The sequence below is a fragment of the Variovorax paradoxus genome (assembly GCF_000834655.1).
Lineage (GTDB): Bacteria > Pseudomonadota > Gammaproteobacteria > Burkholderiales > Burkholderiaceae_C > Variovorax > Variovorax paradoxus_F.
In genome coordinates this window covers 56,627-81,071 of sequence record NZ_JXQQ01000020.1, presented here as the reverse complement: position 1 = coordinate 81,071, position 24,445 = coordinate 56,627, and the positions used below count along the sequence as shown (strand labels likewise).

General features: G+C 68.4%; 24 protein-coding genes. 15 read left to right on the top strand and 9 right to left on the bottom strand.

Annotated features, from left to right (window positions below; all coding sequences use genetic code 11):
- The first annotated feature begins 17 nt into the window (after positions 1 to 17).
- Entirely contained in the window at positions 18 to 716 is a 699-nt protein-coding gene (locus RT97_RS09625; protein ID WP_042578555.1) for a TetR/AcrR family transcriptional regulator, read from the top strand.
- Here the strand turns inward: RT97_RS09625 and RT97_RS09620 are convergent.
- The 3 genes from RT97_RS09620 to RT97_RS09610 are packed head-to-tail and all read right to left on the bottom strand — an operon-like array spanning position 694 to position 3,932.
- Positions 694 to 2,073 carry a phospholipase D-like domain-containing protein gene (locus RT97_RS09620; RefSeq protein WP_052810611.1) on the bottom strand — a complete coding sequence of 460 codons (1,380 nt, stop codon included), beginning with the start codon at positions 2,071 to 2,073 and terminating at the stop codon, positions 694 to 696. The genes RT97_RS09625 and RT97_RS09620 overlap by 23 nt on opposite strands.
- A 35-nt stretch (positions 2,074 to 2,108) precedes the next feature.
- Positions 2,109 to 2,783, bottom strand: a complete 675-nt coding sequence (locus RT97_RS09615) for a glutathione S-transferase family protein (protein ID WP_042578554.1) — start codon at positions 2,781 to 2,783, stop codon at positions 2,109 to 2,111.
- 27 nt (positions 2,784 to 2,810) lie between these two features.
- A complete protein-coding gene (locus tag RT97_RS09610; RefSeq protein ID WP_013540365.1) occupies positions 2,811 to 3,932 on the bottom strand; it encodes a 5-methyltetrahydropteroyltriglutamate--homocysteine S-methyltransferase in 1,122 nt (373 codons plus the stop codon).
- 147 nt (positions 3,933 to 4,079) lie between these two features.
- On the opposite strand from RT97_RS09610, the gene RT97_RS09605 reads away from it, so the two are divergent.
- From RT97_RS09605 to RT97_RS09560, 10 genes are all read left to right on the top strand, one after another.
- Positions 4,080 to 5,189: an aromatic ring-hydroxylating dioxygenase subunit alpha gene (locus tag RT97_RS09605; protein WP_042578553.1), complete on the top strand. Its 1,110-nt coding sequence runs from the start codon at positions 4,080 to 4,082 to the stop codon at positions 5,187 to 5,189.
- Positions 5,186 to 5,959, top strand: a complete 774-nt coding sequence (locus RT97_RS09600) for a GntR family transcriptional regulator (RefSeq protein WP_042578552.1) — start codon at positions 5,186 to 5,188, stop codon at positions 5,957 to 5,959. The genes RT97_RS09605 and RT97_RS09600 overlap by 4 nt, the downstream gene beginning before the upstream one ends.
- A gap of 33 nt (positions 5,960 to 5,992) precedes the next feature.
- Entirely contained in the window at positions 5,993 to 6,979 is a 987-nt protein-coding gene (locus tag RT97_RS09595; RefSeq protein ID WP_042578551.1) for a PDR/VanB family oxidoreductase, read from the top strand.
- Positions 6,980 to 7,208: 229 nt separating this feature from the next.
- Positions 7,209 to 8,393: an ABC transporter substrate-binding protein gene (locus tag RT97_RS09590; RefSeq protein WP_042578550.1), complete on the top strand. Its 1,185-nt coding sequence runs from the start codon at positions 7,209 to 7,211 to the stop codon at positions 8,391 to 8,393.
- A 190-nt stretch (positions 8,394 to 8,583) separates the two neighbouring features.
- A complete protein-coding gene (locus RT97_RS09585; protein WP_042578549.1) occupies positions 8,584 to 9,456 on the top strand; it encodes a branched-chain amino acid ABC transporter permease in 873 nt (290 codons plus the stop codon).
- Between the two features lie 121 nt (positions 9,457 to 9,577).
- Positions 9,578 to 10,570: a branched-chain amino acid ABC transporter permease gene (locus RT97_RS09580; RefSeq protein WP_042578548.1), complete on the top strand. Its 993-nt coding sequence runs from the start codon at positions 9,578 to 9,580 to the stop codon at positions 10,568 to 10,570.
- Positions 10,567 to 11,340, top strand: a complete 774-nt coding sequence (locus RT97_RS09575; protein WP_042578547.1) for an ABC transporter ATP-binding protein — start codon at positions 10,567 to 10,569, stop codon at positions 11,338 to 11,340. Before RT97_RS09580 ends, RT97_RS09575 begins: the two co-directional genes overlap by 4 nt.
- Positions 11,333 to 12,037 carry an ABC transporter ATP-binding protein gene (locus tag RT97_RS09570; protein ID WP_013540373.1) on the top strand — a complete coding sequence of 235 codons (705 nt, stop codon included), beginning with the start codon at positions 11,333 to 11,335 and terminating at the stop codon, positions 12,035 to 12,037. The genes RT97_RS09575 and RT97_RS09570 overlap by 8 nt, the downstream gene beginning before the upstream one ends.
- Positions 12,038 to 12,069: 32 nt before the next feature.
- Positions 12,070 to 13,770 carry a tannase/feruloyl esterase family alpha/beta hydrolase gene (locus RT97_RS09565; protein ID WP_042578546.1) on the top strand — a complete coding sequence of 567 codons (1,701 nt, stop codon included), beginning with the start codon at positions 12,070 to 12,072 and terminating at the stop codon, positions 13,768 to 13,770.
- A 139-nt stretch (positions 13,771 to 13,909) separates the two neighbouring features.
- Positions 13,910 to 14,212 (top strand): putative quinol monooxygenase, encoded by a 303-nt coding sequence (locus RT97_RS09560; RefSeq protein ID WP_172672183.1) that lies wholly within the window; start codon positions 13,910 to 13,912, stop codon positions 14,210 to 14,212.
- Here RT97_RS09560 and RT97_RS09555 read toward each other — a convergent pair.
- From RT97_RS09555 to RT97_RS09545, 3 genes are all read right to left on the bottom strand, one after another.
- Positions 14,209 to 14,940, bottom strand: a complete 732-nt coding sequence (locus tag RT97_RS09555) for a DsbA family protein (RefSeq protein ID WP_042578544.1) — start codon at positions 14,938 to 14,940, stop codon at positions 14,209 to 14,211. The two genes, RT97_RS09560 and RT97_RS09555, sit on opposite strands and share 4 nt — an antisense overlap.
- Positions 14,928 to 15,845, bottom strand: coding sequence for an MBL fold metallo-hydrolase (locus RT97_RS09550; protein ID WP_042578543.1), 918 nt, complete (start codon positions 15,843 to 15,845; stop codon positions 14,928 to 14,930). The genes RT97_RS09555 and RT97_RS09550 overlap by 13 nt, the downstream gene beginning before the upstream one ends.
- Positions 15,846 to 15,963: 118 nt before the next feature.
- Entirely contained in the window at positions 15,964 to 16,881 is a 918-nt protein-coding gene (locus RT97_RS09545) for a LysR family transcriptional regulator (protein WP_042578542.1), read from the bottom strand.
- A 100-nt stretch (positions 16,882 to 16,981) separates the two neighbouring features.
- Between RT97_RS09545 and RT97_RS09540 the strand changes: the two genes are divergently transcribed.
- The 3 genes from RT97_RS09540 to RT97_RS09530 are packed head-to-tail and all read left to right on the top strand — an operon-like array spanning position 16,982 to position 20,177.
- Complete coding sequence (locus RT97_RS09540; RefSeq protein ID WP_042578541.1) at positions 16,982 to 17,947, top strand: hydroxymethylglutaryl-CoA lyase; 966 nt, start codon at positions 16,982 to 16,984, stop codon at positions 17,945 to 17,947.
- On the top strand, positions 17,944 to 19,152 hold the full coding sequence (locus RT97_RS09535) for a CaiB/BaiF CoA transferase family protein (protein ID WP_042578540.1): 1,209 nt from the start codon (positions 17,944 to 17,946) through the stop codon (positions 19,150 to 19,152). Before RT97_RS09540 ends, RT97_RS09535 begins: the two co-directional genes overlap by 4 nt.
- 38 nt (positions 19,153 to 19,190) lie before the next feature.
- Entirely contained in the window at positions 19,191 to 20,177 is a 987-nt protein-coding gene (locus RT97_RS09530) for a Bug family tripartite tricarboxylate transporter substrate binding protein (RefSeq protein ID WP_042578539.1), read from the top strand.
- A 13-nt stretch (positions 20,178 to 20,190) separates the two neighbouring features.
- On the opposite strand, the gene sugE is transcribed toward RT97_RS09530, so the two are convergent.
- From sugE to RT97_RS09515, 3 genes are all read right to left on the bottom strand, one after another.
- Positions 20,191 to 20,511, bottom strand: a complete 321-nt coding sequence (gene sugE / locus RT97_RS09525) for a quaternary ammonium compound efflux SMR transporter SugE (protein WP_042578538.1) — start codon at positions 20,509 to 20,511, stop codon at positions 20,191 to 20,193.
- A gap of 38 nt (positions 20,512 to 20,549) precedes the next feature.
- Positions 20,550 to 21,692: an HPP family protein gene (locus RT97_RS09520; RefSeq protein ID WP_042578537.1), complete on the bottom strand. Its 1,143-nt coding sequence runs from the start codon at positions 21,690 to 21,692 to the stop codon at positions 20,550 to 20,552.
- 174 nt (positions 21,693 to 21,866) lie between these two features.
- On the bottom strand, positions 21,867 to 23,102 hold the full coding sequence (locus tag RT97_RS09515; RefSeq protein ID WP_042578536.1) for a multidrug effflux MFS transporter: 1,236 nt from the start codon (positions 23,100 to 23,102) through the stop codon (positions 21,867 to 21,869).
- Positions 23,103 to 23,242: 140 nt separating this feature from the next.
- Between RT97_RS09515 and RT97_RS09510 the strand changes: the two genes are divergently transcribed.
- Positions 23,243 to 24,418 carry a hypothetical protein gene (locus RT97_RS09510; protein WP_042578535.1) on the top strand — a complete coding sequence of 392 codons (1,176 nt, stop codon included), beginning with the start codon at positions 23,243 to 23,245 and terminating at the stop codon, positions 24,416 to 24,418.
- Positions 24,419 to 24,445: the final 27 nt, after the last annotated feature.

Below are 24,445 nucleotides of genomic sequence, written 5' to 3'. Positions count from 1 at the left end.
TCGATTAACCTTGGCCCATGGCCACCCGCTCCTCCAGTTCTCCCCTGCGCACGCAGCGCACCGACGGCAACACCACGCGCCTTCACATCCTCGAGACCGCGGGCCAGCTGTTCGCCGAGCGCGGTTTTGCCGAGGCCACGAGCAAGGAAATCTGCACCCGCGCCGGCACCAACATGGCCGCGATCAACTACCACTTCAACGGCCGCGACGGCCTCTACGAAGCCGTGCTGATCGAGGCGCACCGCCAGCTCGTGAGCATCGACGAGCTGGTCAGCCTGGCCAGCGTGCAGACCGATCCGCGCCTGAAGCTGCGCGCCTTTCTCACGCACATGGTCGAGCTGAGCGGCCAGCCCAAGGCGCCCTGGGGATTCCGCGTGGTGCTGCGCGAAGCCCTGTCGCCGTCGCCGGCGCTACCAGTGATGATCAGGCGGGCGGTGCTGCCCAAGGCCAAGCTCCTGCGCGGGCTGATCGGCGAGATCATGGCGTTGCCCGAGGACCATCCCACGGTGCAGCGCACGTTGATGTTTACGGTGCTGCCGTGCATCGTGATGATGGTGGCGCCCAAGGACCTCGGCAACAAGGTGCTGCCGGCGCTCAATGACACCGAAGCCCTCGCGGACGACCTGATGCGCTATGTGTTCGCCGGCATCGACGCCCTGATGAACGAGGCGAAGGACGCGAAGGCGCCCGCTCCTAGAGCTGGAAAGCGACGGTGAGCAGCAGCCCCTCGGCCACGTCGCGCACGAGGCCGGGGCGCCGCGCGCGATAGGGCTCGCCGGCCGAGGCGGTGGTCTCGATCCACTCGGCGAGCCAGTCGATTTCATCCGGGCCGTAGAACACGACCGCGGCCTCGTGGTTCAGCAGCAGGCTGCGCAGGTCCAGGTTGATCGAGCCGCACATCGCCAGTTCGTGGTCGACCACCACCGCCTTGGCGTGCGCCATGAAGGGCAGCATGCGAAAGCCCACGCCCGCGCGCGCCAGGTCGCGCATGGCGCGGGCGCGAACGAAGTCGGCCAGGCGGTGGTTCGATTGCGCGGGCATCGCGATCGTCACCTGCACGCCGCGCCGGGCCGCGAGCCGCAGCGCATCGCGCAGGCCATCGCCGGGCACGAAGTAGGGCGTGATCGCCAGGATGCGGTGCTCGGCGCGGAAGCACGCGTCGATGAGCAGCGCGTGCGCGGTGTCCTCGGTCTGGTCGGGGCCGCTCGGCAGGAACTGGGCCATCGCGGTGCCGGGGCCCTCGGGCACGTCGTCGCAGGCGATGGCGCGCGCCTTGCGCACGCGCACCGAGCCCCAGTCGTGGTCGAACTGGCGCGCCGCGGCGGCGGCCACGTCGCCGCGCAGGTCGAACGAGAGATCGCGCCACGCCTCGGGGTGCTGGGCGTTGCCCGTGAAGTATTCGCCCGCGAGGTTGCGCCCGCCCGACCAGAGCCAGCTGTCGTCGGCGATGGTGAACTTGCGGTGGTTGCGCAGGTTGCGCGGCCCGGTGCGGCGCAGGCTGAAGAAGGGGCGGAACACCGCCACTTCGCCGCCCGCCGCGCGCAGCAGGTCGAAGTGATGGCGCGGGAGCGACAGCGCGCCGAAGCCGTCGAGCAGCACGCGCACCTTGATGCCGTCGCGCGCGCGCTGCGCGAGCCGCGCGATCACCGCATGGCCCAGCGGGTCGTCGCCGATGATGAAGGTGCACACGTCGATGCGCTCGCGCGCGCCGTCGATCACCTGCCACAGCGCCTCGCGCGCGGCCTCGCCGTCGGCATGCAGCCGCACCGCGCAACGCCCGGGCGGTGCGAGGCCGAAGCTCTCGATCAGGTCGGCCGCCCAGTGCCCCGGCGGCACCGAGCGCGGCGGGCGCGGCGAGCCGGCCGGGCGCAGCTTGCGCTGGCCGAACAGGAGGTACATCGGCAGGATCAGGTAGGGCATCAGCACCAGCCCCATCACCCAGGCGATGGCGGTGGTGGGCGCGCGCTGCTCGCGACGCGCGCGCGTCGTGAGGACGTAGACAAGCAGCGCAAAAGTGACGACGAGGAAATGCTGCGAGGGCGAGGGCAGCCAGTCGAACTCTGTATTCGGCATGGGCACCATGATGCCTCAGCGTGCCGCCGGACCGGTCAGCGCTGCAGGAAGGCCGGCACGCCCCGGCCCTGAGAGGCGAGGAATTTCATCATCGGCTCGACCACCGCGTGCACCGCGGGCCGGTCGCGCACGCGGTCGCGCCAGGCGACCAGGCGCGGCGTGGCATCGGTCATGGCGGCGCCCTTGCGGTCGGCAAAGATGCAGGCCATGTAGAAGGCGATGTCCGCGAAGGAATAGCGGCCCGCGAGGTAGTCGTGCGTGGCCAGGAGGCCTTCCATCTCGGCGTAGTAGCGCGCGCAGGCGGTGCACGCGGCCACGGCGGGGGCGCTCTGCATGTCGTTCTGCAGGCCGAAGAGCCGGATCACGTTCGGGAAGAACACCTCGTCGGACTTGTGCTCCAGCTGCCGCGCCCGCGCCCGGCCGGCAATGCCTTCGGGCCACAGTGCGGGGTTGGGATAGCGGTCTTCGAGGTACTCGAAGATCTGCGTCGAGTCGAAGAGTTCGACCTCGCCGTCGATCAGCACCGGCACCTGCTGCTTGACGGGGTTGATGCGCAGCACGTCCGGGTGCCTGGGCTCGTAGGCGTCGTCCTTGGTGAACGGCACCATCGTGAGCTCGAACTGAATGCCTTTCTCGAGCGCGGCGATCTGCACCTTCGCGCCGAACATGCTGAGGGGGCCTGAGAGGATTTTCGTGATGGTCGTCGTCATGCCCCCGACTTCACCAGAAACCGCGCGTCAGGTCGAGCCCCAGACCTCCTGCGCGGTCTCGACCACCAGGCGCAGCTTGTTGCGCTGCGCTTCCACCGCGATGTTGTTGCCGTGCACGGTGCTGGAGAAGCCGCACTGCGGCGAGAGCGCCAGCTGCTCGAGCGGCGCGTACTTGGCGGCGTCCTCGATGCGGCGCTTGAGCTCGTCCTTGTCTTCCATCTCGCCGAACTTGGTGGTCACCAGGCCCAGCACCACCGTCTTGCCCTTGGGCAGGTAGCGCAGCGGCTTGAAGTCGCCCGAGCGGGCGTCGTCGTATTCCATGAAGTAGGCGTCCAGGTCCATCTCCTTCAGGAGCGCCTCGGCCACCGGCTCGTAGTTGCCGGCCGCCGCGTGCGTGCTCTTGAAGTTGCCGCGGCACAGGTGCATGGCCAGGAGCATGCCCGGCGGCTTCTGCGCGACCACCTTGTTGATGAAGGCGGCATAGCGGTGCGGCAGCTCGTTCGGGTCGTCGCCGCGCTTGCGGGCGGCTTCGCGCATGTGCTCGTCGCAGAGGTAGGCGAGGTTGGTGTCGTCCATCTGCACGTAGGTGCAGCCGGCCGCGGCCAGCGAGCGCAGTTCGTCGCCGTAGGCCTTGGCCACGTCGTCGTAGAACACCGGGTCGAGCTCGGGATACGCGTCCTTGCTGATGCCGGCGCGGCCGCCGCGAAAGTGCAGCATGGTCGGCGAGGGGATCGTCACCTTGGGTGTGCGGCCCGCGGAGACCTGGCTCTTCAAGTACTGGAAGTCGGCGAGTTGGATGTCCTTGACGTGGCGCACCTTGTCGATCACGCGCATCGCGGGCGGCGCCAGTTCCTCGGTGCCGTCGGGCTTGCGGATGGTGACCGGAATGTCGGTCTTCACGCCGCCGAGCTGGTCGAGGAAGTCGATGTGGAAATACGTGCGGCGGAACTCGCCGTCCGTGATGCTTTTGAGGCCGATGTCTTCCTGGAAGCGGACGATCTCGGTGATGGCCTTGTCTTCGACCGTGCGCAGTTGCTCGGGCGTGATCTCGCCCTTGGCCTTCTGCTCGCGCGCTTCGAGCAGGTATTTGGGGCGCAGGAAACTGCCGACGTGGTCGTAGCGGGCGGGCAGGGCGGCGTGCTGGGACATGGGGTGAACTCCGTCGTGGCTGATAACGAACGGAGCATCCTAGCGCCTTCGAACTCGGCGTGTCTGTATACGTTGTAGTCAGTGTTTACCCTTGATTTAGCCGCTTCGAGGTAGAAAAGTTCTGATATCTGTATACATTGGGTATTCATGAAAACGCCCACGACTGCCTTTCCACTGAACGCCTGGTACGCCGCCGCCTACGACGTCGAAGTGCGCCACGCGCTGTTGCCCCGCACCATCTGCAACCAGAAGGTGGTGCTCTTTCGCCGCACTGACGGGCAGGTCGCCGTGCTCGAAGACGCCTGCTGGCACCGCCTCATGCCGCTGTCGCTCGGCCGCCTCGAAGGCGACGAGCTGGTCTGCGGCTACCACGGCCTGGTCTACAACAGCCAGGGCCGCTGCACCCACATGCCCAGCCAGGAAACGCTCAACCCCTCGGCGTGCGTGCGAAGCTTTCCGGTGGTCGAGAAGCACCGCTTCGTCTGGATCTGGCCCGGCGATCCGGCCAAGGCCGACCCGGCGCTCGTGCCCGACATGCACTGGAACGACGACCCCGCCTGGGCCGGCGACGGCAAGATGATCCGCGTCAACTGCGACTACCGGCTTGTGGTCGACAACCTCATGGACCTGACGCACGAGACCTTCGTGCACGGCTCCTCGATCGGCAACCGCGAAGTGGCCGAGGCGCCTTTCGTCGCCACGCACGGCGACCGTTCGGCCACCGTCACGCGCTGGATGCAGAACATCGACGCGCCGCCGTTCTGGGGCGGGCAGATCCGCCATGCGCGCGGCTACACGGGCAAGGTCGACCGCTGGCAGATCATTCGCTTCGAAGGCCCGTGCACGGTGAACATCGACGTCGGCGTGGCCGAGGCGGGCAGCGGCGCGGTGCCGAGTGGCGACAACCCTGGCGACCGCAGCAAGGGCGTCAACGGCTACGTGCTCAACACGATCACGCCCGAGACCGACAAGACGTGCCTCTACTTCTGGGCGTTCGCGCGCAACTACTGCATCGGCGAGCAGCGCCTCACGCATGAACTGCGGGAGGGCGTGGCCGGCATCTTCCGCGAGGATGAACTCGTGCTCGAAGCCCAGCAGAAGGCGATGGACGACCACCCCGATCACCAGTTCTACAACCTCAACATCGATGCCGGCTCGATGTGGGCGCGCCGACTGATCGACCGCATGGTCGAGAAGGAAAAGCCCGCGCGCGCCGCGATCCCGATCCGTCCCGTCGAAGAGAAGCAGGCCGCATGAAGGCCGCGGTGGTTTCTCCGATCGAGCCCGGCGACACCGGCAGTTCGCAGGCCGTGAAGGCTCAGCTGCGGCTGCGCGAAATGATTCTTGCGGGCGAGCTGCCCGGCGGTGCGCGCATCGCCGAGGTCGCCATCTCCGAACAGCTCGGCGTCTCGCGCACCCCCGTGCGCAGCGCGCTGATGCGCCTTGAGCAGGAAGGCCTGCTCGAAGCGCTGCCCAACGGCGGTTACGCGGTGCGCACGTTTTCCGAGCGCGACGTGGCCGATGCGATCGAGCTGCGCGGCACGCTCGAAGGGCTGGTCGCACGCCTGGCGGCCGAGCGCGGCGCGGCGCCTGTGGTGCTGCGCGAAGCGCGCGCCTGCCTCACGCGCATCGACGAACTGCTGCGCGAGCCCGCGCTCGACGATGCGGCGTTCTCGCGCTACGTCACGCATAACGAGAAATTCCACGCGCTGCTGTGCGAGATGGCCGGCAGCCCGGTCATCGCGCAGCAGCTCGAACGCGTGGTCAACCTGCCGTTCGCCTCGCCCTCGGGCTTCGTCATCGTGCAGGCCAACTCGCCGGCCGCACGCGACATGCTCGTGATCGCGCAGGACCAGCACCTGCAGGTGCTCGATGCCATCGAGTCCGGCGAAGGCTCGCGTGCCGAGGCGCTGATGCGCGAGCACAGCCGCATCGCGCGGCGCAACCTGCGCGAGGCGTTGCACGGCACGCCGACCGCCGGCGAGCGCGCGCTTCCCGGCGTGCAGCTTATCCGCCGCCGCGGCTGACCGGCTTCTCTTTTTCCTTGTTGGTGTTCCCCGATGAAAAGCGATCTTCAATGGATGCAGGCGCAGGTCGCTGCGCTGCGCGATGTCACGCCCACGGTGCGCGAGTTCGAAATCCGGCCCGAGTCGGGCTTTGCCGCGTCGTATGAACCCGGCGCCCACCTGCAGGTGCAGGTGATGACGGCGCAGGGCAGGTTGCAGACGCGCTCCTACTCGTTGGTGGGCGAGGGCGACGGCAAGTGCTGGCGCATCGCGGTCAAGCGCCTGGACGACGGCCGCGGCGGCTCGCTCGCCATGTGGCAACTGGCGCCCGGCGACCGGCTGCAGGTGAGCGCGCCGCAGAACCACTTCGCGCTCGACCTCTCCGCGCCCGGCTACCTGCTGGTGGCGGGCGGCATCGGCATCACGCCGCTGGTGCTGATGGCGCAGCGCCTGGGCGCCCATGCAAAGCGCAGCGGCGTGCCCGTGAAGATGCTCTACGGCGCGCGCCATGCCGGAGAGTTCGGCTACCTGCCGCATCTGCAGGCGGCGTTGGGCGAAGCCGTCGTCGCGCATGAAGGCTCGGCGCCCATCGACTTCGCCGCCGCCATTGCCGAGCTGCCGCCTGGCGGCCAGCTCTACACCTGCGGCCCGGTGCCGATGCTCGAAGCCGTCAAGCGCGCCTGGGAGGCGGCCGGCCGCGCCCCGGCGGACCTGCGCTTCGAGACCTTCGGCAGCAGCGGCCGCCTTGCGACGCAGGCCTTCACGGTGCGCATTCCCCGCCACGACCTGGCGATCACGGTGCCCGCCGACTGCACGCTGCTCGAGGCGCTCGACGCAGCCGGCGTTCAGACGCTCTGGGACTGCAAGCGCGGCGAATGCGGCCTCTGCGCGATGGACGTGCTCGCCGTCGACGGCGAGGTCGATCACCGTGACGTGTTCCTGAGCGCCCACGAGAAGGCGGCCACCACCCGCATCTGCGCCTGCGTGTCACGCGCCGTGGGTACGCTCACGCTCGATTCCGCCTACCGCGCCGACAGTTGATTCCCCCGGCCGTTCGGGCTGAGCCTGTCGAAGCCGTGCGCAAGGCTTCGACAAGCTCAGCCCGAACGTGGTGGCAAAGCGTGCTGCGCGATCATCGCGCAGTTCATTTATTGATCGCGCAACAAAGGCCCGCGCGAAGGGCCGGCTAGGTGATTGCCTGCTCCGCCGAATGTTGCAAAGTGTTGAAAATAGCCCCGGTTTCGCATTCCGTCCCCCAAAGGAAATCCTCATGCAAAGACGCCATCTCATCCAGACCGCAGGCCTCTCGGCGATTGCGCTCGCAACCGCGCTCACGCTGCCGCTGGCCAGCGCGCAGGACAACAAGTTCAAGATCGGCCTGATCCTTCCGATGACGGGCCAGTCGGCCTCCACCGGCCGTCAGATCGAAGCCGCCGCCCGCCTTTACATGGCGCAGAACGGCGACACCGTGGCCGGCAAGAAGATCGAGCTGATCGTCAAGGACGACACGGGCCTGCCCGACGTGACCAAGCGCCTCGCGCAGGAACTGGTGGTGAACGACAAGGTCAACGTGCTGGCCGGCTTCGGCCTCACGCCGCTGGCCCTGGCCGTGGCGCCCATCGCCACCCAGTCGAAGACGCCTGAAGTGGTCATGGCCGCGGCCACGTCGAGCATCACCGAGGCTTCGCCCTACATCGTGCGTTCGAGCTTCACGCTGCCCCAGGTGTCGGTCGCCATGGGCGACTGGGCGCCCAAGAACGGCGTGAAGACGGTGGTCACCCTCGTGGCCGACTACGGCCCCGGCAACGACGCCGAGAAGTTCTTCAGCGAGCGCTTCCAGCTCAACGGCGGCAAGGTGATCGAAAAACTCCGCGTGCCGCTGCGCAACCCCGACTTCGCGCCCTTCCTGCAGAAGGTGCGCGACGCCAAGCCCGATGCGCTGTTCGTCTTCGTGCCCTCGGGCGCGGGCGCGGCGGTGATGAAGCAGTTCCTCGAACGCGGCATGGACAAGGCCGGCATCCGCATGATCGCCACCGGCGACGTGACCGATGACGACCAGCTCAACGACATGGGCGACGGCGCGCTCGGCGTGGTCACCTCGCACCACTACTCGGCCGCGCACCCCTCGGCCGCGAACAAGAAGTTCGTCGAGGCCTTCCAGAAGGCCAACCCCAAGATGCGCCCCAACTTCATGGCCGTCGGCGGCTACGACGGCATGCGCGTGATCTACGAAGCGCTCAAGACCACCAAGGGCCAGGGCGGCGGCGAAGCGCTGCTGGCGGCCATGAAGGGCCAGGTCTTCGAGAGCCCGCGCGGCCAGGTGCTGATCGATGCGCAGACGCGCGACATCGTGCAGGACGTGTACCTGCGCAAGGTCGAGAAGAAGGACGGGCAGCTCTACAACGTCGAGTTCGACGTGATCAAGGGCGTGAAGGACCCCGGCAAAGCCAAGTAAGGCCCCAACCGTTCGGACAACCCCATCCGTTCGGCCTGAGCTTGTAGAAGGCTTGCGCACACCGCGCCCCGGCTTCGACAGGCTCAGCCCGAACGGTGGTCGACGAAATCCAACGGTGGCGGCAAACCTCGTACGGTAGTCAGCGAATCCGAACGGCAGCAGGCCCCTCCGAACGGCTGTCAGAAATCTCATGCTCACCATCCTTTTCGACGGCATCGCCTACGGCATGCTGCTCTTCGTTCTCGCCGTCGGCTTGGCCGTGACGCTCGGGTTGATGAACTTCATCAACCTCGCGCACGGCGCCTTCGCCATGGCGGGCGGCTACCTCACCGTGTTCGCGATGCAGAAGCTCGGCATGCCGTTCTTGGCCTGCCTGCCGTTCGCGTTCATCGTCGTTGCGCTCGCCGGAGCCTTGCTCGAACGCACGCTCTACCGGCCGATGTACGGCAAGCCGCACCTGGACCAGGTGCTCTTTTCCATCGGCCTCGCGTTCATGGCGGTGGCCGCCATCGATTACTTCGTGGGCTCTTCGCAGCAAAACGTGCAACTGCCCGAATGGCTGCGCGGCCGCACCGAGATCGGCGACGGCGCGCTGCTGCTGGGCATGGGGCATTACCGGCTCTTCATCATCGGCGTGTGCGCTGTGCTCACCGTGGTGCTGCAACTCATCCTCTCGAAGACACGCTTCGGCAGCCGGCTGCGCGCCGCGGTGGACGACCCGCGCGTGGCCGCGGGCCTGGGCATCAACGTGAACGTCGTGTTCCTGTTGACCTTCGCCGCGGGCTCGGGTCTCGCGGGGCTGGGCGGCGCGCTGGGCGCGGAAATCCTCGGGCTCGATCCGACCTTTCCGCTCAAGTACATGATCTATTTCCTGATCGTGGTGTCGGTCGGCGGCACCTCGTCGATCACCGGGCCGCTCGCGGCCGCGCTGCTGCTGGGCATTGCCGACGTGGCGGGCAAGTACTTCATTCCGAAGATGGGCGCGTTCACCGTCTACCTGCTGATGATCCTGATCCTGATGTGGCGGCCGCAAGGGCTGTTCACGCGCAAGGGAGGCCGATAGATGAGCTCGCCCCCAGTCTTCGCGCACTTCGTGTCGCTTCGCCAACCCCCTTTCAGGTGGCAACGCCAGCGGCCCGGCAAAGCCGGTTCCGCGGCGTTCCTCGCATGGACCGGGAACTGAAATGAGAAACCTCGATACATCGGCCGAGTTCCAATCGGCCCTGCTGCGCACCGCGCGCTGGCGGCCCTGGGAGTTCGTGGTCTGGGCGGTCGCCTTCGCGCTGCCGCTGCTGGTGCCTTCGCATTCGCTGCTGGTCAACGAAATCGCCATCGTCGCGCTGTTCGCGATGTCGCTCGACCTGATCCTTGGCTACACCGGCATCGTCTCGCTCGGGCATGCCGCCTTCTTCGGCTTCGGCGCGTATGCCGCGGCGCTGTTCGCCAAGCTCGTGATGCCTGACCCGACCGTCGGGCTGGTGTTCGCGACCGTGCTCTCGGCGCTGCTCGGCCTCGTGGCCAGCGTGACGATCCTGCGCGGCAGCGACCTCACGCGGCTCATGGTCACGCTGGGCACCGCGCTGCTGCTGCTGGAGCTGGCCAACAAGCTCGACTGGCTCACCGGCGGGGCCGATGGCCTGCAGGGCGTGGTCATGGGGCCGGTACTCGGGCTCTTCGAGTTCGACCTCTACGGCCGCACGGCCGCCTGGTATTCGCTCGCGGTGATGCTGGTGCTGTTCCTGGTGATGCGCCGGCTCGTACATTCGCCGTTCGGTGCGACGTTGAAGGCGATCCGCGACAACCGCTTGCGTGCGATGGCCATCGGCATTCCGGTGGTCTCGCGCCTCGCGGTCATCTACACCGTGGCGGCCGGCATCGCGGGTGCGGCGGGCGCGCTGCTCGCGCAGACCACCGGCTTCGCCTCGCTCGATGTGCTGGCCTTCGACCGCTCGGCCGACGTGCTGCTGATGCTGGTGATCGGCGGCGTGGGCTGGCTCTATGGCGGCGTGGCGGGCGCCATCGTCTTCAAGCTGCTGCAGAACTGGCTCTCGGCCGTGACGCCGCAGTACTGGATGTTCTGGATCGGCCTCATCCTCGTGCTGCTGGTGCTCGTGGGGCGCGACCGACTGCTCAAGCCGTGGACCTGGTTCGGCAAGAAGAAGGGCGGTGCGGCATGACCACCGCCACCACAGAGACCGTGCTCTCGACGCAAGGCCTGGTGATGCGCTTCGGCGGCATCACGGCCACCAACAACGTCACGATGGAACTGAAGCGCGGCGCACGCCACGCGCTCATCGGCCCGAACGGCGCCGGCAAGACCACGCTGATCAACCTGCTGACCGGCGTGCTCACGCCGACCGAAGGCCGCATCACGCTGCTCGGCGAAGACATCACCACGCTCGCGCCGCACAAGCGCGTGGCGCGCGGGCTGGTGCGCACCTTCCAGATCAACCAGCTGTTCGATTCGATGACGCCGCTGGAGACGCTGGCGCTCGTGGTGTCGCAACACAAGGGCATCGCCGCGCAATGGTGGCGTCCGCTCGGTGGCACCAAGGGCATCGCCGAACGGGCAGGGCAACTGCTGGAGCAGTTCCACCTGGCGGACGTCGCGAAGCAGCAGACGAAATTCATGGCCTACGGCAAGCGCCGCCTGCTGGAGATCGCCATCGCGCTCGCCTGCGAGCCGCGCGTGCTGCTGCTGGACGAGCCCGTGGCGGGCGTGCCGGCCGGCGAGCGCGAAGAGCTGCTGCAGACCGTGGCCGCACTGCCTGCCGATGTGTCGGTGCTGCTGATCGAGCACGACATGGATTTGGTGTTCAGCTTCGCCGACCGCATGACGGTGCTGGTCAACGGCACTCTGCTGACCGAGGGCGACCCCGAGACCATCGCCAACGATCCGAAGGTGAAAGAGGTCTATCTGGGCCATGGAGAGAACGCCCATGTCTGAACTGCTGCGCATCGAGAACCTGAGCGCGGGCTACGGCGAGGCCGTGGTGCTGCACGACGTGGCGTTCGCGCTCGGCGAAGGCCAGACGCTCGCGCTGCTCGGCCGCAACGGCACGGGCAAGACGACGCTGATCAACACGCTGGCGGGCGCCACGCGCCAGCACGGCGGCACCATCGCGCTCGGCGGGCAGGCGCTGCACAAGCTGGCACCGCATCAACGTGCCGCAGCGGGCATCGGCTGGGTGCCGCAGGAGCGCAACATCTTCAAGTCGCTCACGGTTCACGAGAACCTGACGGCCGTGGAGCGCCCGGGCAAGTGGAATCCGCAGCGCGTCTACGAGATGTTCCCGCGCCTGGCCGAACGCAAGACCAACTTGGGCACGCAGCTCTCGGGCGGCGAGCAGCAGATGCTGGCCGTGGGCCGCGCGCTGGTGCTGAACCCCAAGCTGCTGCTGCTGGACGAGCCGCTCGAAGGCCTCGCGCCGATCATCGTGGAAGAACTGCTGCGCGCGATCCGCCGCATCACGCAGGACGAGGGGCTGGCCGCGATCATCGTGGAGCAGCACCCGCAGGCGATCCTTGCGATTTCCGACCACGCGGTGGTGCTCGACCACGGCACCATCGTCCACACCGACAGCGCGGCGGCATTGCGTAGCCAGCCGCAGGTGCTGGAGCGGTTGCTGGGCGTGGCACGGTAGCGGCTCTCACGAACAACGAAGGAGACAGACAGATGGCGATCCCGAAGACAGTGTTTTGCGGGGGCGCCATGCTGGCGGCCGCCGCGTTGCTCGCCGCGTGCGGCACCCCCACCGGCCCGAGGGCGCTCACGCTCGGCGGAGACCCGGCGACATCCTGCGCAGCCCTCGTGGCGCCGATCGCACCCGCTGCGATCGGCCTGCCGAGCGGCGCTGCGACCATCGACTCGGCGACCCTCGTTGCCGCGTCCCCGCTGGCGGTCGCCGAACGCGGGCCCAGCCCCGCGGCGCGCATCACGCCGGTGACGCCCGCGCACTGCAAGGTGCTCGGGCGCATCGCGCCGCTCGATGCGAGCGCGCCGCCGATCCTGTTCCAGGTCAACCTGCCGCTCGCGTGGAACGGGCGCAGCGTGCAGTACGGCGGCGGTGGCTTCAACGGCGTGCTCATCACGGGCCTTTCGCTGGTGCCGGCGGGCCGCTTCGACCAGCCGACGCCGCTCGCGCAGGGCTACGTGACCTACGGCACCGACTCCGGCCACCAGAACGTGCAGGGCCAGCCGCCGCAGTCCTTCGCGCTCAATGACGAGGCGCTCGTGAACTTCGCGCACGCCTCGTACAAGAAGGTGCGCGACGTGGCGGTGGCGCTGATGCAGCGCGCCTACGGGCAGGCCCCGCAGAAGCTCTACTTCATGGGCAGCTCCGAGGGCGGGCGCGAGGCGCTCACGATGGCGCAGCGCTATCCGCAGGACTTCGACGGCATCTTCAGCCGCGTGCCGGTGATCAACTGGACCGGCCTGCAACATGCCGGCACGCGCAACGGCATCGCGACCTTCGGCGAAGGGTGGCTCAGGCCCGCGCAGGTGCAATTAGTGCACAACGCGGTGCTCGCGTCGTGCGATGCCGCGGACGGCGTGGCGGACCGCATCGTGTCGAACCCGGTGGCGTGCCTGCAGCGCTTCGATCCGGCCAGCCTGCGCTGCGCAGCGGGCACGAGCGGCGACAACTGCCTCAACGATGCGCAGGTGCAGGCCGTGCGCACGCTGCGCTCGCCGTGGCGCGCGCCGGTGCCGCTGGCCCACGGTGTCACCGAATATCCGGGCTGGGGCATCGGCGGCGAAGGCACGCCGGCCTTCGCCTCGATGGGCGGCTGGAACGCGTGGTGGACCGGCACCGCCGCACCGACCGTGCCGCCGCAGCCGAGCAACGGCATCGCATGGTTCTACGGCAGTGGCGCTCTGCAGTATTTCTACGCACGCAATCCATCGCTCGACGTGCGCAACTACCGCGCCGAAGACTTCGCCGCGCGCATCGCCACCGTGTCGCAGCTGATGGACTCGACCAACCCCGACCTCGCCGCCTTCAACGCGCGCGGCGGCAAGCTGCTGATGCTGGAGCACATGGCCGACTACGCGCAGAGCCCGTTCGCCGGCATCCGCTACTACGAGGCGGTGGTGGCGCGCATGGGGCGCGACAACGTGGACCGTTTCATGCGCCTCTACACCGCGCCCGGCGTGGACCATGTGGGCAGCGGCGCGCCCGCCAATGTCGACATGCTCGGCGCGCTGGCCGACTGGGTCGAGCGCGGCCGTGCGCCGGCCGGGCTGCAACTGCTCGAGCAGGAAGTGCAGCCGCCGTTCAAGACCACCCGCGCACGCCCGCTGTGCGAGTGGCCGCTGTGGCCGCGCTATGTGAGCGGGGATGCCTCGCAGGCGGCGAGCTTCCAGTGCAGCAGATAGCGCACGCCATCGCACGGGCACTCTTCTGAGAGGGTGATCTTCAAGGTCCGATTGAAAGTGTTTCCGGATCGAGGGCCTTTTTCAAACGGTGCTGTCACCGGAAACTGCGGGAATCCGAACTTCATGCCGCAGGAAATGAATACATGAGCACCCCCCTCTGATCAGCATCGCCGTGCTGAAGGCCAAGGCCGGCCAGCGCGATGCGCTTCGCGCCGCCTTGAGCGCACTGGTGCCCTCCACGCGGGAGGAGCCCGGCTGCCTCGACTACACCTTGTTCGAACTGCGCGACGAGCCCGGGAGCTTCTACATGCGCGAGTCGTTCAGGGACCAGGCAGCGCTGGACGCGCACTTCGCCACGCCGTACTTCCAGGCGTTCGAGAAGCGGGTCGACGAGTTGCTGGATGCGCCGATCCGGCTGGTCTTCCTGGAGAAAGTCGCCTAGATCGCGCAGCCGTCGGGCCCACACACGGCGGGCGGTGCTTCGGATCGCGGCGGCGCGGCCGGCGTGGCGAGCTGCGCCTTCCATTCGACCGCGCGGCCGAGCCAGGGGCCGATGTCGATGCGGCCTGCGACGCCGTCGGGTTGCGTCAGCACGAAGGTCGGAAAGCCCTGGCCGCCCGCGCGTTGCAGGAACTGCCGGCTCGCTGCAATGTGCTGCGAGGTCGCTTCGCCAGAGAGGCGCGCGAAGGCCGATACGAAAGCCGCTGTGTCGAAGCCGAGTTCGGCGGCCACTGCGGCGAGCACGTCCGCATCGGCGATGCGCCGGCCTTCGACGTAGTGGGCGTGCTGCAGGCGATGGATCATGTCGAGCCCGCCGCCGTCGCGCAGCGCCTCGGCCGCGAGGACCGCGGTGGTCGGCGGTTCGGAGTCCATCACCGCACCCGTGTCCCGCAGCAGTCCTTCGAAGTAGGCCTCGCCGAACGGCTGGCCTGTGAGGTCGGCGATGCGCCGGTCGTGCGGCATCACGTATTCGCGCCACTGCGGGGACATGGCACGCCGGTTCGCGCCGGTCATCATGCCGCCGCCGTGGAACTCGACCTTCAGGCCCGGAACGCTGCGTGCCGCATCGACCAGCGGCGCGGCGGCGTAGCACCAGCCGCACATCGGATCGAAGATGTAGTGCAGCGTGGCGGTCTCGGCGGTCTCGGCTGTGTCGTTCACTGCGGCCATTTCATTTCTCCCTTGATGACCTTGGCACCGAGCTCCAGCGACGAGGCGCCTTCCAGCGTCGGGTAGCGCTTCTTCATCGCGGCGACGAGCGCGGCCGAGTCCTTGGCCTTCTTCGCCTCGGTCTCGAAAGCCTGCAGGTAGCCGCGCGTGAACTTCACTGCCGCGAGCGAGTGGGGCGCGCTGCCATCGGCGTTCGGCAGGTAGTGGCCGGGCACCACGGTCTTGGGGTGCAGTGCTTCGATGCGGCCCAGCGTCCTCGCCCAGTCGCGGCGGGAGCCGGGCGTTTGCGTATCGGCCATCCATACATGGGCGTTGGCCCACACGGGGATGCCGCCGGCCACCGCCTTCAGCGACGGAATCCACGCGAAGGTGCGGTCGGGCGTGGGGCCGTCGAGCCCGACGATCCGGATCTTGCGGCCTTCGAGCGTCAGGCTGTCGCCCACGAGCGGCTCGGGAACGACCACTGCCTTGGGCGCGTTGTCCTTGAGGATCGGGCCCCAGTGCGCGAGCTTGCCGTCCTTGGAGGCCTGGATCGCGGCCACGGTCTGCGGCGTGGCGACGATCTTCGCGTCGGGGAAGGCGGCCTGGATCACGTCGAGGCCGAAGTAGAAGTCGGGGTCGCTGTGGCTGATGTAGACGGTGGTGAGCTTCTTGCCGCTGGCCTTGATCTTCTCGACCAGCGCCTGGGCATCGTTGCGCTGGAACTGCGCGTCGATCAGCACGGCATCGGTCTGGCCGGTGATGAGTTCGGACGACACCGGGAACATCGACCTGGCGCCGGGGTTGTAGACGTCGAGCTTCAGTGGCTCGGCGGCGCCGGCGGCCTGGGCGGCCAGCGGAGCGAAGGCGAGCGTGGCGGAAAGGGCGGACAGGGCGGCGGTGGAAAGGAGGGCTCTGCGGAACATGGCGGTGTCTTTCGGTCGATTGGATGAGGTGACAGCGTGAACAGACCGAATGCTAGGTTGCTGGAAACGAAACAAAAACCACCGCTGCCGCAATGGATCGTTTCTGTTATCGGACGAATCAGGCGTTCTCTCCCCTGCTCGTGGCGCAGCGCTCGAGGTGCGCGATCAGGAGCTGGGCCGAGGGCGACAGCGTCGCCTCGCTGCGAAAGCAGATCGCAAACCGCCGGCGCGCCCAGTCGTCCGTGAGCGGCATCAGGCGCAGCCCGAAGGCCTCGGTGAACGGCCGCGCGACTTCCGCCGGCACCACACTGATCGCAAGCCCCGCGCGCACCACGCGCAGCGCCGCATCGAAGTTGGACACCAGCACCCGGTAGACGAGCGGCTTGCCGGCAACGGCGGCCTCGCGCGCGAGCATCAGCTGCACGGCGCTCAGCGCGGGCATGCCGACGAATTCGTGGTCGAGCACGTCTTCGAAGCGCACCGCGTCGTGGCGGGCCACGGCGTGCGACGGGTGCGCGACGATCGCCAGGTGGTCCGAGCGGTAGTCGCGCCGCTCCAGCCCTTCGAGGTCGGCCGCGTCCCAGCACAGGCCGATGGACGCGCTGCCTTCGCGGATGCCCCGGACGATCTCGGGGCTCACGCGCTCTTCCATGTCGACCCGGATGTTGCGGTGCGCCGGGTGCTGCAGGAAGCCGGCCACGTCCTCTGCCAGCGATTCGGCCATGACCGACGCCGAAGCCAGGATGCGCACGTGCCCGCGCGCCCCGCCGGCATAGGCGGCCATGTCGCGCTCGATGCGGTGGGCGCTGCCGAGCATGGCGCGGGCGTGTTCGAGCAGGGTTTCGCCGGCCGGCGTGGGCACCACGCCCCGGCGCTTGCGCAGCAGGAGCGGCGTGCCGACGGTGTCTTCGAGCTGCGCGAGGCGCTTGCTGATCGCCGAGCCGACGATGCTGGCCTCTTCGCCGGCGCGGGCGATGCTGCGCGTTTCGCAGACGGCGACGAACAGGCGCAGCGTGGTGAGGTCGAGGTCTCTCATGATGTTCCGTTCTGGAAGCAGATGGCTTCCAAAATGTACCTTCAAGACCGAATCGGAACTTCTAACATCGACGCGTACCACTCACGACGGAGACAAAGACTTGATTCACGCCTTCCTGCCGCCCCGCGCGGTCGTTCGCGAAGTGGGGCTGCGCGACGGGCTCCAGAGCATCGCCCGCGTCCTGCCAACCGCACGCAAGCTCGAATGGATCCGCGACGCGTACGCGGCCGGGCAGCGAGAGATCGAAGTCGGCTCGTTCGTGCCGGCGCACCTGCTGCCGCAACTGGCCGACACGGCCGAATTGCTGGCTTATGCCAAGACGCTGCCGGGGCTTTTCGCCTCGGTCCTCGTGCCCAACCTCAAGGGCGCCGAGCGCGCCATCGCGGGCGAGGCCGACCTGATGATGGTGCCGCTCTCGGCGAGCCACGCGCACAGCCTCGCCAACCTGCGCAAGACACCCGACGAGGTGGTCGCCGAGGTCGGCCGCATGCGCGCCGCGCGCGATGCGGCGGGCTCCAGGACGCTGATCGACGGCGGCGTCGGCACCGCGTTCGGCTGCACGATCCAGGGCCGCGTCGAACCCGACGAGGTGCTGCGCCTGATGCAGGCGCTGCTCGACGCGGGCGCCGATCGCGTGAGCCTGGCCGACACGGTGGGCTATGCCGATCCGGCGATGGTGCGCAGCCTGTTCGAGCGCGCGCTGCGCATCGCGGGCGACCGCCTCTGGTGCGGCCATTTCCACGACACGCGCGGCCTCGGGCTCGCCAATGCCTATGCGGCGCTGGAGGTCGGCATCACGCGCTTCGACGCGTGCCTGGCCGGCATCGGCGGCTGTCCGCACGCGCCGGGCGCGAGCGGCAACGTCGACACCGAAGACCTCGTCTTCATGCTGGAAAGCATGGGCGTTGCGACCGGTGTCGATCTGACGAAACTGCTCGACCTGCGCAAGCGCGTGGCCGGCTGGCTCGACGGCGAGACGCTGCAGGGCACGGTGTGGCGGGCGGGGTTCCCGAAGACCTTTGCGCCGGCCGCAGCGGCCGCAGCGGCCGAAGGGGTGGCCGCATGAGCGCCGCGTCTGCCGAGCCGAAACGCCTGCCGCTCGCGGGCATCCGCGTGGTCGAGTTCACGCACATGGTGATGGGGCCGACCTGCGGCATGGTGCTGGCCGACCTGGGCGCGGAAGTCATCAAGGTCGAGCCGATCGACGGCGACCGCACGCGGCACTTGCTGGGCGCGGGCGCGGGCTTCTTCCCGATGTTCAACCGCAACAAGAAGAGCATCGCGCTCGACCTGCGCAACCCGCAGGGGCTGGAGGCGGCGCTGCGCCTGTGCGCCACGGCCGACGTGGTGGCGCAGAACTTCAGGCCCGGCACGATGGACAAGTACGGGCTGGGCTACGCCGCGCTCGGCAAGCTCAATCCGCGCCTCGTGTACGTGAACCACACCGGCTTCCTGCCGGGGCCCTACGAGCACCGCACCGCGCTCGACGAGGTGGTGCAGATGATGGGCGGCCTGGCCTACATGACGGGGCGCCCGGGCGACCCGCTGCGCGCGGGCACGAGCGTGAACGACATCATGGGCGGCATGTTCGGCGCCATCGGCGCCATCGCTGCGCTGATGCAGCGCGCGGAAACCGGCAAGGGGCAGGAGGTGCAGTCGGCGCTGTTCGAAAACAACGTGTTCCTGGTCGGCCAGCACATGCTGCAGTACGCGATCACGGGGCAGGCGGCGGCGCCGATGCCCGAGCGCATCTCGGCCTGGGCGCTGTACGACGTGTTCACCGTGAAGGACGGCGAGCAGATCTTCCTGGCCGCCGTGAGCGATGCGCAGTGGACGGTGTTCTGCGACGCGCTCGGCTTCGACGACCTGAAGGCCGACCCGGCCCTTCGCACCAACAACGACCGCGTGCGCCTGCGGCCCACGCTGCTGGCCGACCTGCGCGCGCGGCTCGCCGACCGCTCGGCGGCGGAGCTCTCGGCGATCTTCGAGGCACGGGGCCTGCCGTTCGCGCCGATCACCCGGCCCGAGGACCTGTATGCCGACCCGCACCTGAAGGCCACCGGCGGCCTTGCAGACATCCGCCTTCCCGACGGCGAGCGCGCGGGGCAGATCGCGCAGACGACGCTGTTCCCGATCACGCTCGATGGCGATCGCCTGGGCGTGCGCCTGCATCCGCCGACGCTGGGCGAACACACGCGCGAGCTGCTGGCCGAACTGGGTTATGGCGATGCGCAGGTCGATGCGATGCATGCCGACGCGGCCGTGAGTTGAAGCCGGCGATTCTTCAAAACCATAAAGAGAGACAAACCATGACCACGAACTTCCTTCCGATAAACCGCCGCACGATGCTGGGATTCGGCGCCAGCACCGCGGCGCTGGCCGCGTTCCCCACGTTCGCGCAGGGCTCGGACAAGCCGATCCGCTTCATCCTGCCGATCAGCGCCGGCTCGGGCGTGGACAACATCGTGCGCGCCGCATCGGTGGCGTTGGGCAAGGCCTTCGGCCAGCCGGTGGTGATCGAGAACATGCCGGGCGCGGGCGGCATTACCGGCACCGCGGCCATCGTCAAGGCCGCACCCGACGGGCTCACGCTGGGCATGGTGTCGAACAACCACGTGATCAACCCGAGCGTGTTCAAGAAGATGCCGTTCGATGCGATCGCCGACATCACGCCGATCAGCGTGGTCGGCGCAACGCCGCTGGTGCTGATGGTGAACCCGAAGCTGCCCGCCAAGAACGTGAAGGAGCTGGTGGCGCTCCTGCGCGCCAGGCCCGAGGGCTACAACTACGCCTCGTCGGGCAACGGCACCATCATTCACCTGGCCGGCGAGATGTTCATGGACGAGGCCGGTGTGAAGGCTCGGCACATTCCCTACAAGGGCACCGGCCCGATGGTGACCGACATGATGGCGGGGCAGGTCGAGATTGGCGTGGTCGCGCTGCCTGCGGTGCAGCAGCACATCAGGAGCGGCGCGCTGCGCGCCATCGGCGTTTGCGGGCCGGCGCGCTCGCCGGCCGCGCCGGACATCCCGACGATCGCGGAGCAGGGGCTGCCGAACTACGCGGTCGAAGGCTGGTTCGCGGTGATCGGCCCGCCGAAGATGCAGGCGGCCGACGTCAAGCGCGTGCACGACGCCGTGGTCGCCGCCTACACCAGCGCCGAGGTGCGCGAGGCGATGGACAAGCAGGGCAACGTCATCAAGCCCACCTCGTCCGAGGAGGCCGCGAGCTACTTCCGCACCGAGGCCGCGCGCTATGCGGCGCTCGTGAAGAAGGCGAACGTGGTGCTGGAGTAGCCGGCCGAGCTATTTATGCCGGGCTCGTGAGCTTGAGCCCGAGGATGCCCGCGACGATGAGGCCGACGCAGGCCAGACGCGCCGCGTTGGCCGGCTCGTGGAACAGCACGATGCCCAGGATCACCGTGCCCACGGCGCCGATGCCGGTCCACACCGCGTAGGCCGTGCCCACCGGCAGCGAGCGCATCGCCCAGCCCAGCAGCACCACGCTGAGGATCATCGAGATCGCGGTGCCGACCGAGGGCCAGAACTTGGTGAATCCTTCGGTGTACTTGAGGCCGATGGCCCATCCCATTTCAAGCAGACCAGCCACCAGCAATACGACCCAGGCCATGCGCGCTCCTTGGTAAGGCAAAAAGACAAAAAGGGGTTTCAGTTCTCCGGCCGCACGGCACGGTAGAGGGCGCGCACGAAATCCGACTGAGTGATCATGCCGGTGAGACGCTTTTCACCATCGATGATGGGGATATGGTGGTGGCCGCCTTCGGAGAAAAGCGGCACGAGGTCGACCACCGGCCGGTCGGCACTGGCCACGCGCACCTGGCGCGTCATGATCTGGCCAACCACCTCGGGCTTGTTCGAGACCACGGTGCGCGTGGCGCGGATCAGGTCGCGCAGTCGGCCCGCGATGCCTTCGTGGTTCTGCAGGTCGAGCTGGCGGAAGAAGTCGGCCTGCGTGACGATGCCCACCACGCGGCGCGTGCGGTCGGTGACCGGCAGCGCCTTGATGCGCTTCTCGTGCATCAGCGCCCAGGCCTCCTGCAGCGGCGTTCCGAACTCCACCGAGATCGGGTGGGGCGACATGATGTCGCCGCAATCGAGCGTGCCCAGGCGCCGCTTGTACGACTCGAGCTCGGTCTGCTGGATCAGCGATTCGAGGTCGTCGCGGCTGATGTCCAGCACCTGGTTGTAGCGGGCGAGCACCGCGTCGATGTCGGCCTGGCTGAAGCGGGCATCGGCGCGCGGCGGTTGCGCCAACTGCACATGCGGATAACGCCGGCCGGTCAACGAGTTGTAGGCCACGCCGGCCAGCACCAGCAGCAGCGAGTTGGTGAAGAACGGAAAGAGCGCCGACGAGAAATGCGTGGTGTGCGTGAGCACCGCGAGCAGCGCCGCCGCCCCGCCCGGCGGGTGCAGGCAGCGCGCGAAGAACATCACGCCGATCGCGCCTGCCACCGCGATCGCGGCGGCCAGGGCCGGGTCGGGAATGAAGCTCGCGCAGGCGATGCCGACCACGGCTGAGAGCGTGTTGCCGCCGATCACCGACCAGGGCTGCGCGAGCGGGCTCGCGGGCACCGCGAACACCAGCACCGCGCTCGCGCCCAGCGGCGCGATCAGCCAGACGGCGCTGCCCAGCACGCCGGCAAGTGGGCCGGCCAGCCAGCGGCACAGCACCGCGGTGACGAAAAGGCCGATGGCGGCGCCGCACACGGCGCGCAGGCGCTCGCGCCTGTCGACGGTGGTGCGGCCCGGCAACCAGGCGCGTGCATGGGCGAGAACCGCGGAGAGCCGCATCGCGCCGTTCCTTCAGAAGGTGTGAATGAATTCGGCGTGCCCGGGCAGCCCGCCCAGGCGCGCCCGATCAAGGCGCAAAGCGCAGCCATAGCTCGGGCTATGGCGAGTATTTGCAACGCCGAGCGGGTGTGTCTGGGCGGGATGAGCGGGCATGGCGGATTCGTTCACACCTTCTCAGGTTTCGTTGGCGAGGCTGCGGCCGATCTCGGGCCAGCGGCCGTGCAGCCAGACCCAGGCCACGAGGCCGATGCCCAGCATCAGCGTGGAGGTGACTGCCAGGGCCAGTGTGGAATGCATCACCAGCGGTGCGATGGCGCCCGCGACAACGCCGTTGGCGGTCGAGCCGATCACCGCCTGCAGCGACGAGGCCATGCCGCGGCGCTCGGGGTGCAGGTCGAGCACCAGCAGCGTGACCACCGGCACCATCAGCGCCCAGCCGAAGGCGAACACCGCGAGCGGCCACAGCGCCCATGCCACGTGCGCGTCGAAGAAGAAGTTGGCCACCACGTTGACCACCGAGGTCACCAGCATGATGAGGAAGCCGTCGCGGATCTGCCGCTTGGGCGTCACCTTGCCGGCCATGCGGCCGCTGGCGCGCGCGCCGAGCATGATGCCGCCGATGGTGAGCAGGAAGAACCAGAAGAATTGCTGCGGCTGCAGCGCGAGGTGGTCGCCAAGAAATGCGGGCGCGGCCAGCACGTAGAGGAACATGCCGTTGAAGGGCACGCCGCTTGCGAGCGCGAGCAGCAAAAAGCGCGGGTCGGAGCACAGGTCCCAGTAGCCGCGCATCAGGTGCCGCACGTGGAACGACTGGCGGTGCGAGGGATGCAGCGTCTCGGGCAGCAGCTTGTAGTTGGCCACGAACAGCACCACGCCCACGGCCACGAGGAACCAGAACACCGCGTGCCAGCCCGCATGCACGAAGAGGAAGCCGCCGATGATCGGCGCGATGGCCGGCGCCACGCCGAAGTAGATCGTCACCTGGCTCATCACGCGCTGCGCCTCGGCGGGCGGGAACATGTCGCGGATCACCGCGCGCGAGACCACGATGCCCGCGCCGGTCGAGAGGCCCTGCAGCCCGCGGAACAGCACCAGCTGCGTGATGTTCTGCGAGAGCGCGCAGCCCAGCGAGGCGATGGTGAATACTGCGAGGCCCCACAGCACCACGGGCCGGCGGCCGAAGCTGTCCGACAGCGCGCCGTGGAACAGGTTCATGAACGCAAAGCCGAATAGGTAGGCCGAGAGCGTCTGCTGCATCTCGGCCGGCGTCGCGCCGATGGAGCGCGCGATGCCCGAGAAGGCCGGGATGTAGGTGTCGATGGAGAAGGGCCCGAGCATGCCGAGCACCGCGAGCAGGACGGCCAGCGCCCAACGCGGGGCCTGCCAGAGTTTGTCGGCGTCGGGATTCATGGGTTGGACGGGAGAGGAGAAAGGGCGCGCGAGGCACGCACCGAAAGAGTGCGAGCGTAGCAGACGTGCCAGGCGGTTGCCGAACTGCCCGCCCACTAAACTGCGCGCCTGCGTGCATTGAAGAAAAGAAGGGACGAGGAATGAGTCAGGAGTTTCTGTCGATCACCCGTGGCGAGCTGTGGCTGCGCGGTGGCGGAGCCGCACCGGTGCAGATCGAATCGCCGTTTGCGCGCGAGCTGATCCAGCGCGAAGCCAACAGCCGCCGCACCACCTCCTGGAAGCATGCCGAGCGCGAGGAGTCCAAGGGCATGCTCTCGGGCGCCGCGCTGTGGGGCCGGGGTGGCCCGGGCGGCGCGATGGCGCCGGCGCGCTTCCAGCACGTCTGCCGCGGCGGCCCGCGCACCATCTATTACGTGCTGAGCGTGGGACGCAGCATCGGCCTGTTCCGCTACGAGCTGGACGAGAAGCGCGAGGTACGCCTTTTCCATCGGCAGCACACGCCGATTCTCGGCATGGCCTACGTGCCCGAGACCCGCCACCTGGTGCTGGCCGTGGGGCAACCCGACGGTACCGCGCAGCTGGAGGTGTTCGACGAAGAGGGCAATGCCAAGGGCGCGATCACCGGCGGCGACAGTCTGGACGCGGCGCCGGCTGCGATGCCGGGCGCGACCTCGACGTTGGTGTACCAGTCGTGCGGCGTGGCGCGGCATGCCGAGAGCGGTGTCGTCGTCGCGATGGCGCATTCGACGGTGAACTGGCTCGACTACAAGAGCGCCGAGATGGACAGCCTGCTCGACGACCCCGAGTGGGACTACATCGTTCCGCGCATCGCGGCTGACGGCACGCTCTATGCCATCCGCCGGCCGGTGGAGAAGCCCGCGCACGAGCGCGCCGGCGGCGCGATCAAGGACACGCTGATGATGCCGCTGCGCCTGGGCAAGGCGGTCTTCGGCTATCTCAACTTCTTCTCGATGATCTACGGCAAGGAGCCGCTGCGCTCGGCCGGCGGCCCGCGCACGCCGGAGCTCGACCAGGACCTGGGCCAGTTGTGGCTGCACGGCCGGATGATCGAGCTGTCGAAGGTGCGCAATGACCCGCAATACGCGGGCAACCTGGTGCCGGGATCGTGGCAGCTGATCGCGCAGGAAGGCCGCCGCGCGAGCCCGCGCGTGGTCGCCTCGCACGTGGCGCACTTCGATCTCGCCCCGGACGGCGCCGTGCTCTACAGCAACGGCTACGACATCTTTTCGTGGTCGCGCGGCGAGCAGCGCAAGCTGGACCGCGAAGCGCTGGTGGAGGGGCTCGCGGCGCTCTGAAGCGGCGCAATGGCCAAAGAAAAAGGC

Excerpts from the sequence above, each read along its gene's own strand:
- RT97_RS09620 (WP_052810611.1), bottom strand. The coding sequence starts at position 2,073 with ATGCCGAATACAGAGTTCGACTGGCTGCCCTCGCCCTCGCAGCATTTC.
- RT97_RS09595 (WP_042578551.1), top strand. The coding sequence starts at position 5,993 with ATGAAAAGCGATCTTCAATGGATGCAGGCGCAGGTCGCTGCGCTGCGC.
- RT97_RS09570 (WP_013540373.1), top strand. The coding sequence starts at position 11,333 with ATGTCTGAACTGCTGCGCATCGAGAACCTGAGCGCGGGCTACGGCGAG.
- RT97_RS09610 (WP_013540365.1), bottom strand. The coding sequence starts at position 3,932 with ATGTCCCAGCACGCCGCCCTGCCCGCCCGCTACGACCACGTCGGCAGT.
- RT97_RS09515 (WP_042578536.1), bottom strand. The coding sequence starts at position 23,102 with ATGAATCCCGACGCCGACAAACTCTGGCAGGCCCCGCGTTGGGCGCTG.
- RT97_RS09625 (WP_042578555.1), top strand. The coding sequence starts at position 18 with ATGGCCACCCGCTCCTCCAGTTCTCCCCTGCGCACGCAGCGCACCGAC.
- RT97_RS09585 (WP_042578549.1), top strand. The coding sequence starts at position 8,584 with ATGCTCACCATCCTTTTCGACGGCATCGCCTACGGCATGCTGCTCTTC.
- RT97_RS09555 (WP_042578544.1), bottom strand. The coding sequence starts at position 14,940 with ATGGCCGCAGTGAACGACACAGCCGAGACCGCCGAGACCGCCACGCTG.
- RT97_RS09535 (WP_042578540.1), top strand. The coding sequence starts at position 17,944 with ATGAGCGCCGCGTCTGCCGAGCCGAAACGCCTGCCGCTCGCGGGCATC.
- sugE (WP_042578538.1), bottom strand. The coding sequence starts at position 20,511 with ATGGCCTGGGTCGTATTGCTGGTGGCTGGTCTGCTTGAAATGGGATGG.
- RT97_RS09590 (WP_042578550.1), top strand. The coding sequence starts at position 7,209 with ATGCAAAGACGCCATCTCATCCAGACCGCAGGCCTCTCGGCGATTGCG.
- RT97_RS09530 (WP_042578539.1), top strand. The coding sequence starts at position 19,191 with ATGACCACGAACTTCCTTCCGATAAACCGCCGCACGATGCTGGGATTC.
- RT97_RS09545 (WP_042578542.1), bottom strand. The coding sequence starts at position 16,881 with ATGAGAGACCTCGACCTCACCACGCTGCGCCTGTTCGTCGCCGTCTGC.
- RT97_RS09520 (WP_042578537.1), bottom strand. The coding sequence starts at position 21,692 with ATGCGGCTCTCCGCGGTTCTCGCCCATGCACGCGCCTGGTTGCCGGGC.
- RT97_RS09615 (WP_042578554.1), bottom strand. The coding sequence starts at position 2,783 with ATGACGACGACCATCACGAAAATCCTCTCAGGCCCCCTCAGCATGTTC.
- RT97_RS09510 (WP_042578535.1), top strand. The coding sequence starts at position 23,243 with ATGAGTCAGGAGTTTCTGTCGATCACCCGTGGCGAGCTGTGGCTGCGC.
- RT97_RS09580 (WP_042578548.1), top strand. The coding sequence starts at position 9,578 with ATGAGAAACCTCGATACATCGGCCGAGTTCCAATCGGCCCTGCTGCGC.
- RT97_RS09550 (WP_042578543.1), bottom strand. The coding sequence starts at position 15,845 with ATGTTCCGCAGAGCCCTCCTTTCCACCGCCGCCCTGTCCGCCCTTTCC.
- RT97_RS09605 (WP_042578553.1), top strand. The coding sequence starts at position 4,080 with ATGAAAACGCCCACGACTGCCTTTCCACTGAACGCCTGGTACGCCGCC.
- RT97_RS09575 (WP_042578547.1), top strand. The coding sequence starts at position 10,567 with ATGACCACCGCCACCACAGAGACCGTGCTCTCGACGCAAGGCCTGGTG.
- RT97_RS09565 (WP_042578546.1), top strand. The coding sequence starts at position 12,070 with ATGGCGATCCCGAAGACAGTGTTTTGCGGGGGCGCCATGCTGGCGGCC.
- RT97_RS09600 (WP_042578552.1), top strand. The coding sequence starts at position 5,186 with ATGAAGGCCGCGGTGGTTTCTCCGATCGAGCCCGGCGACACCGGCAGT.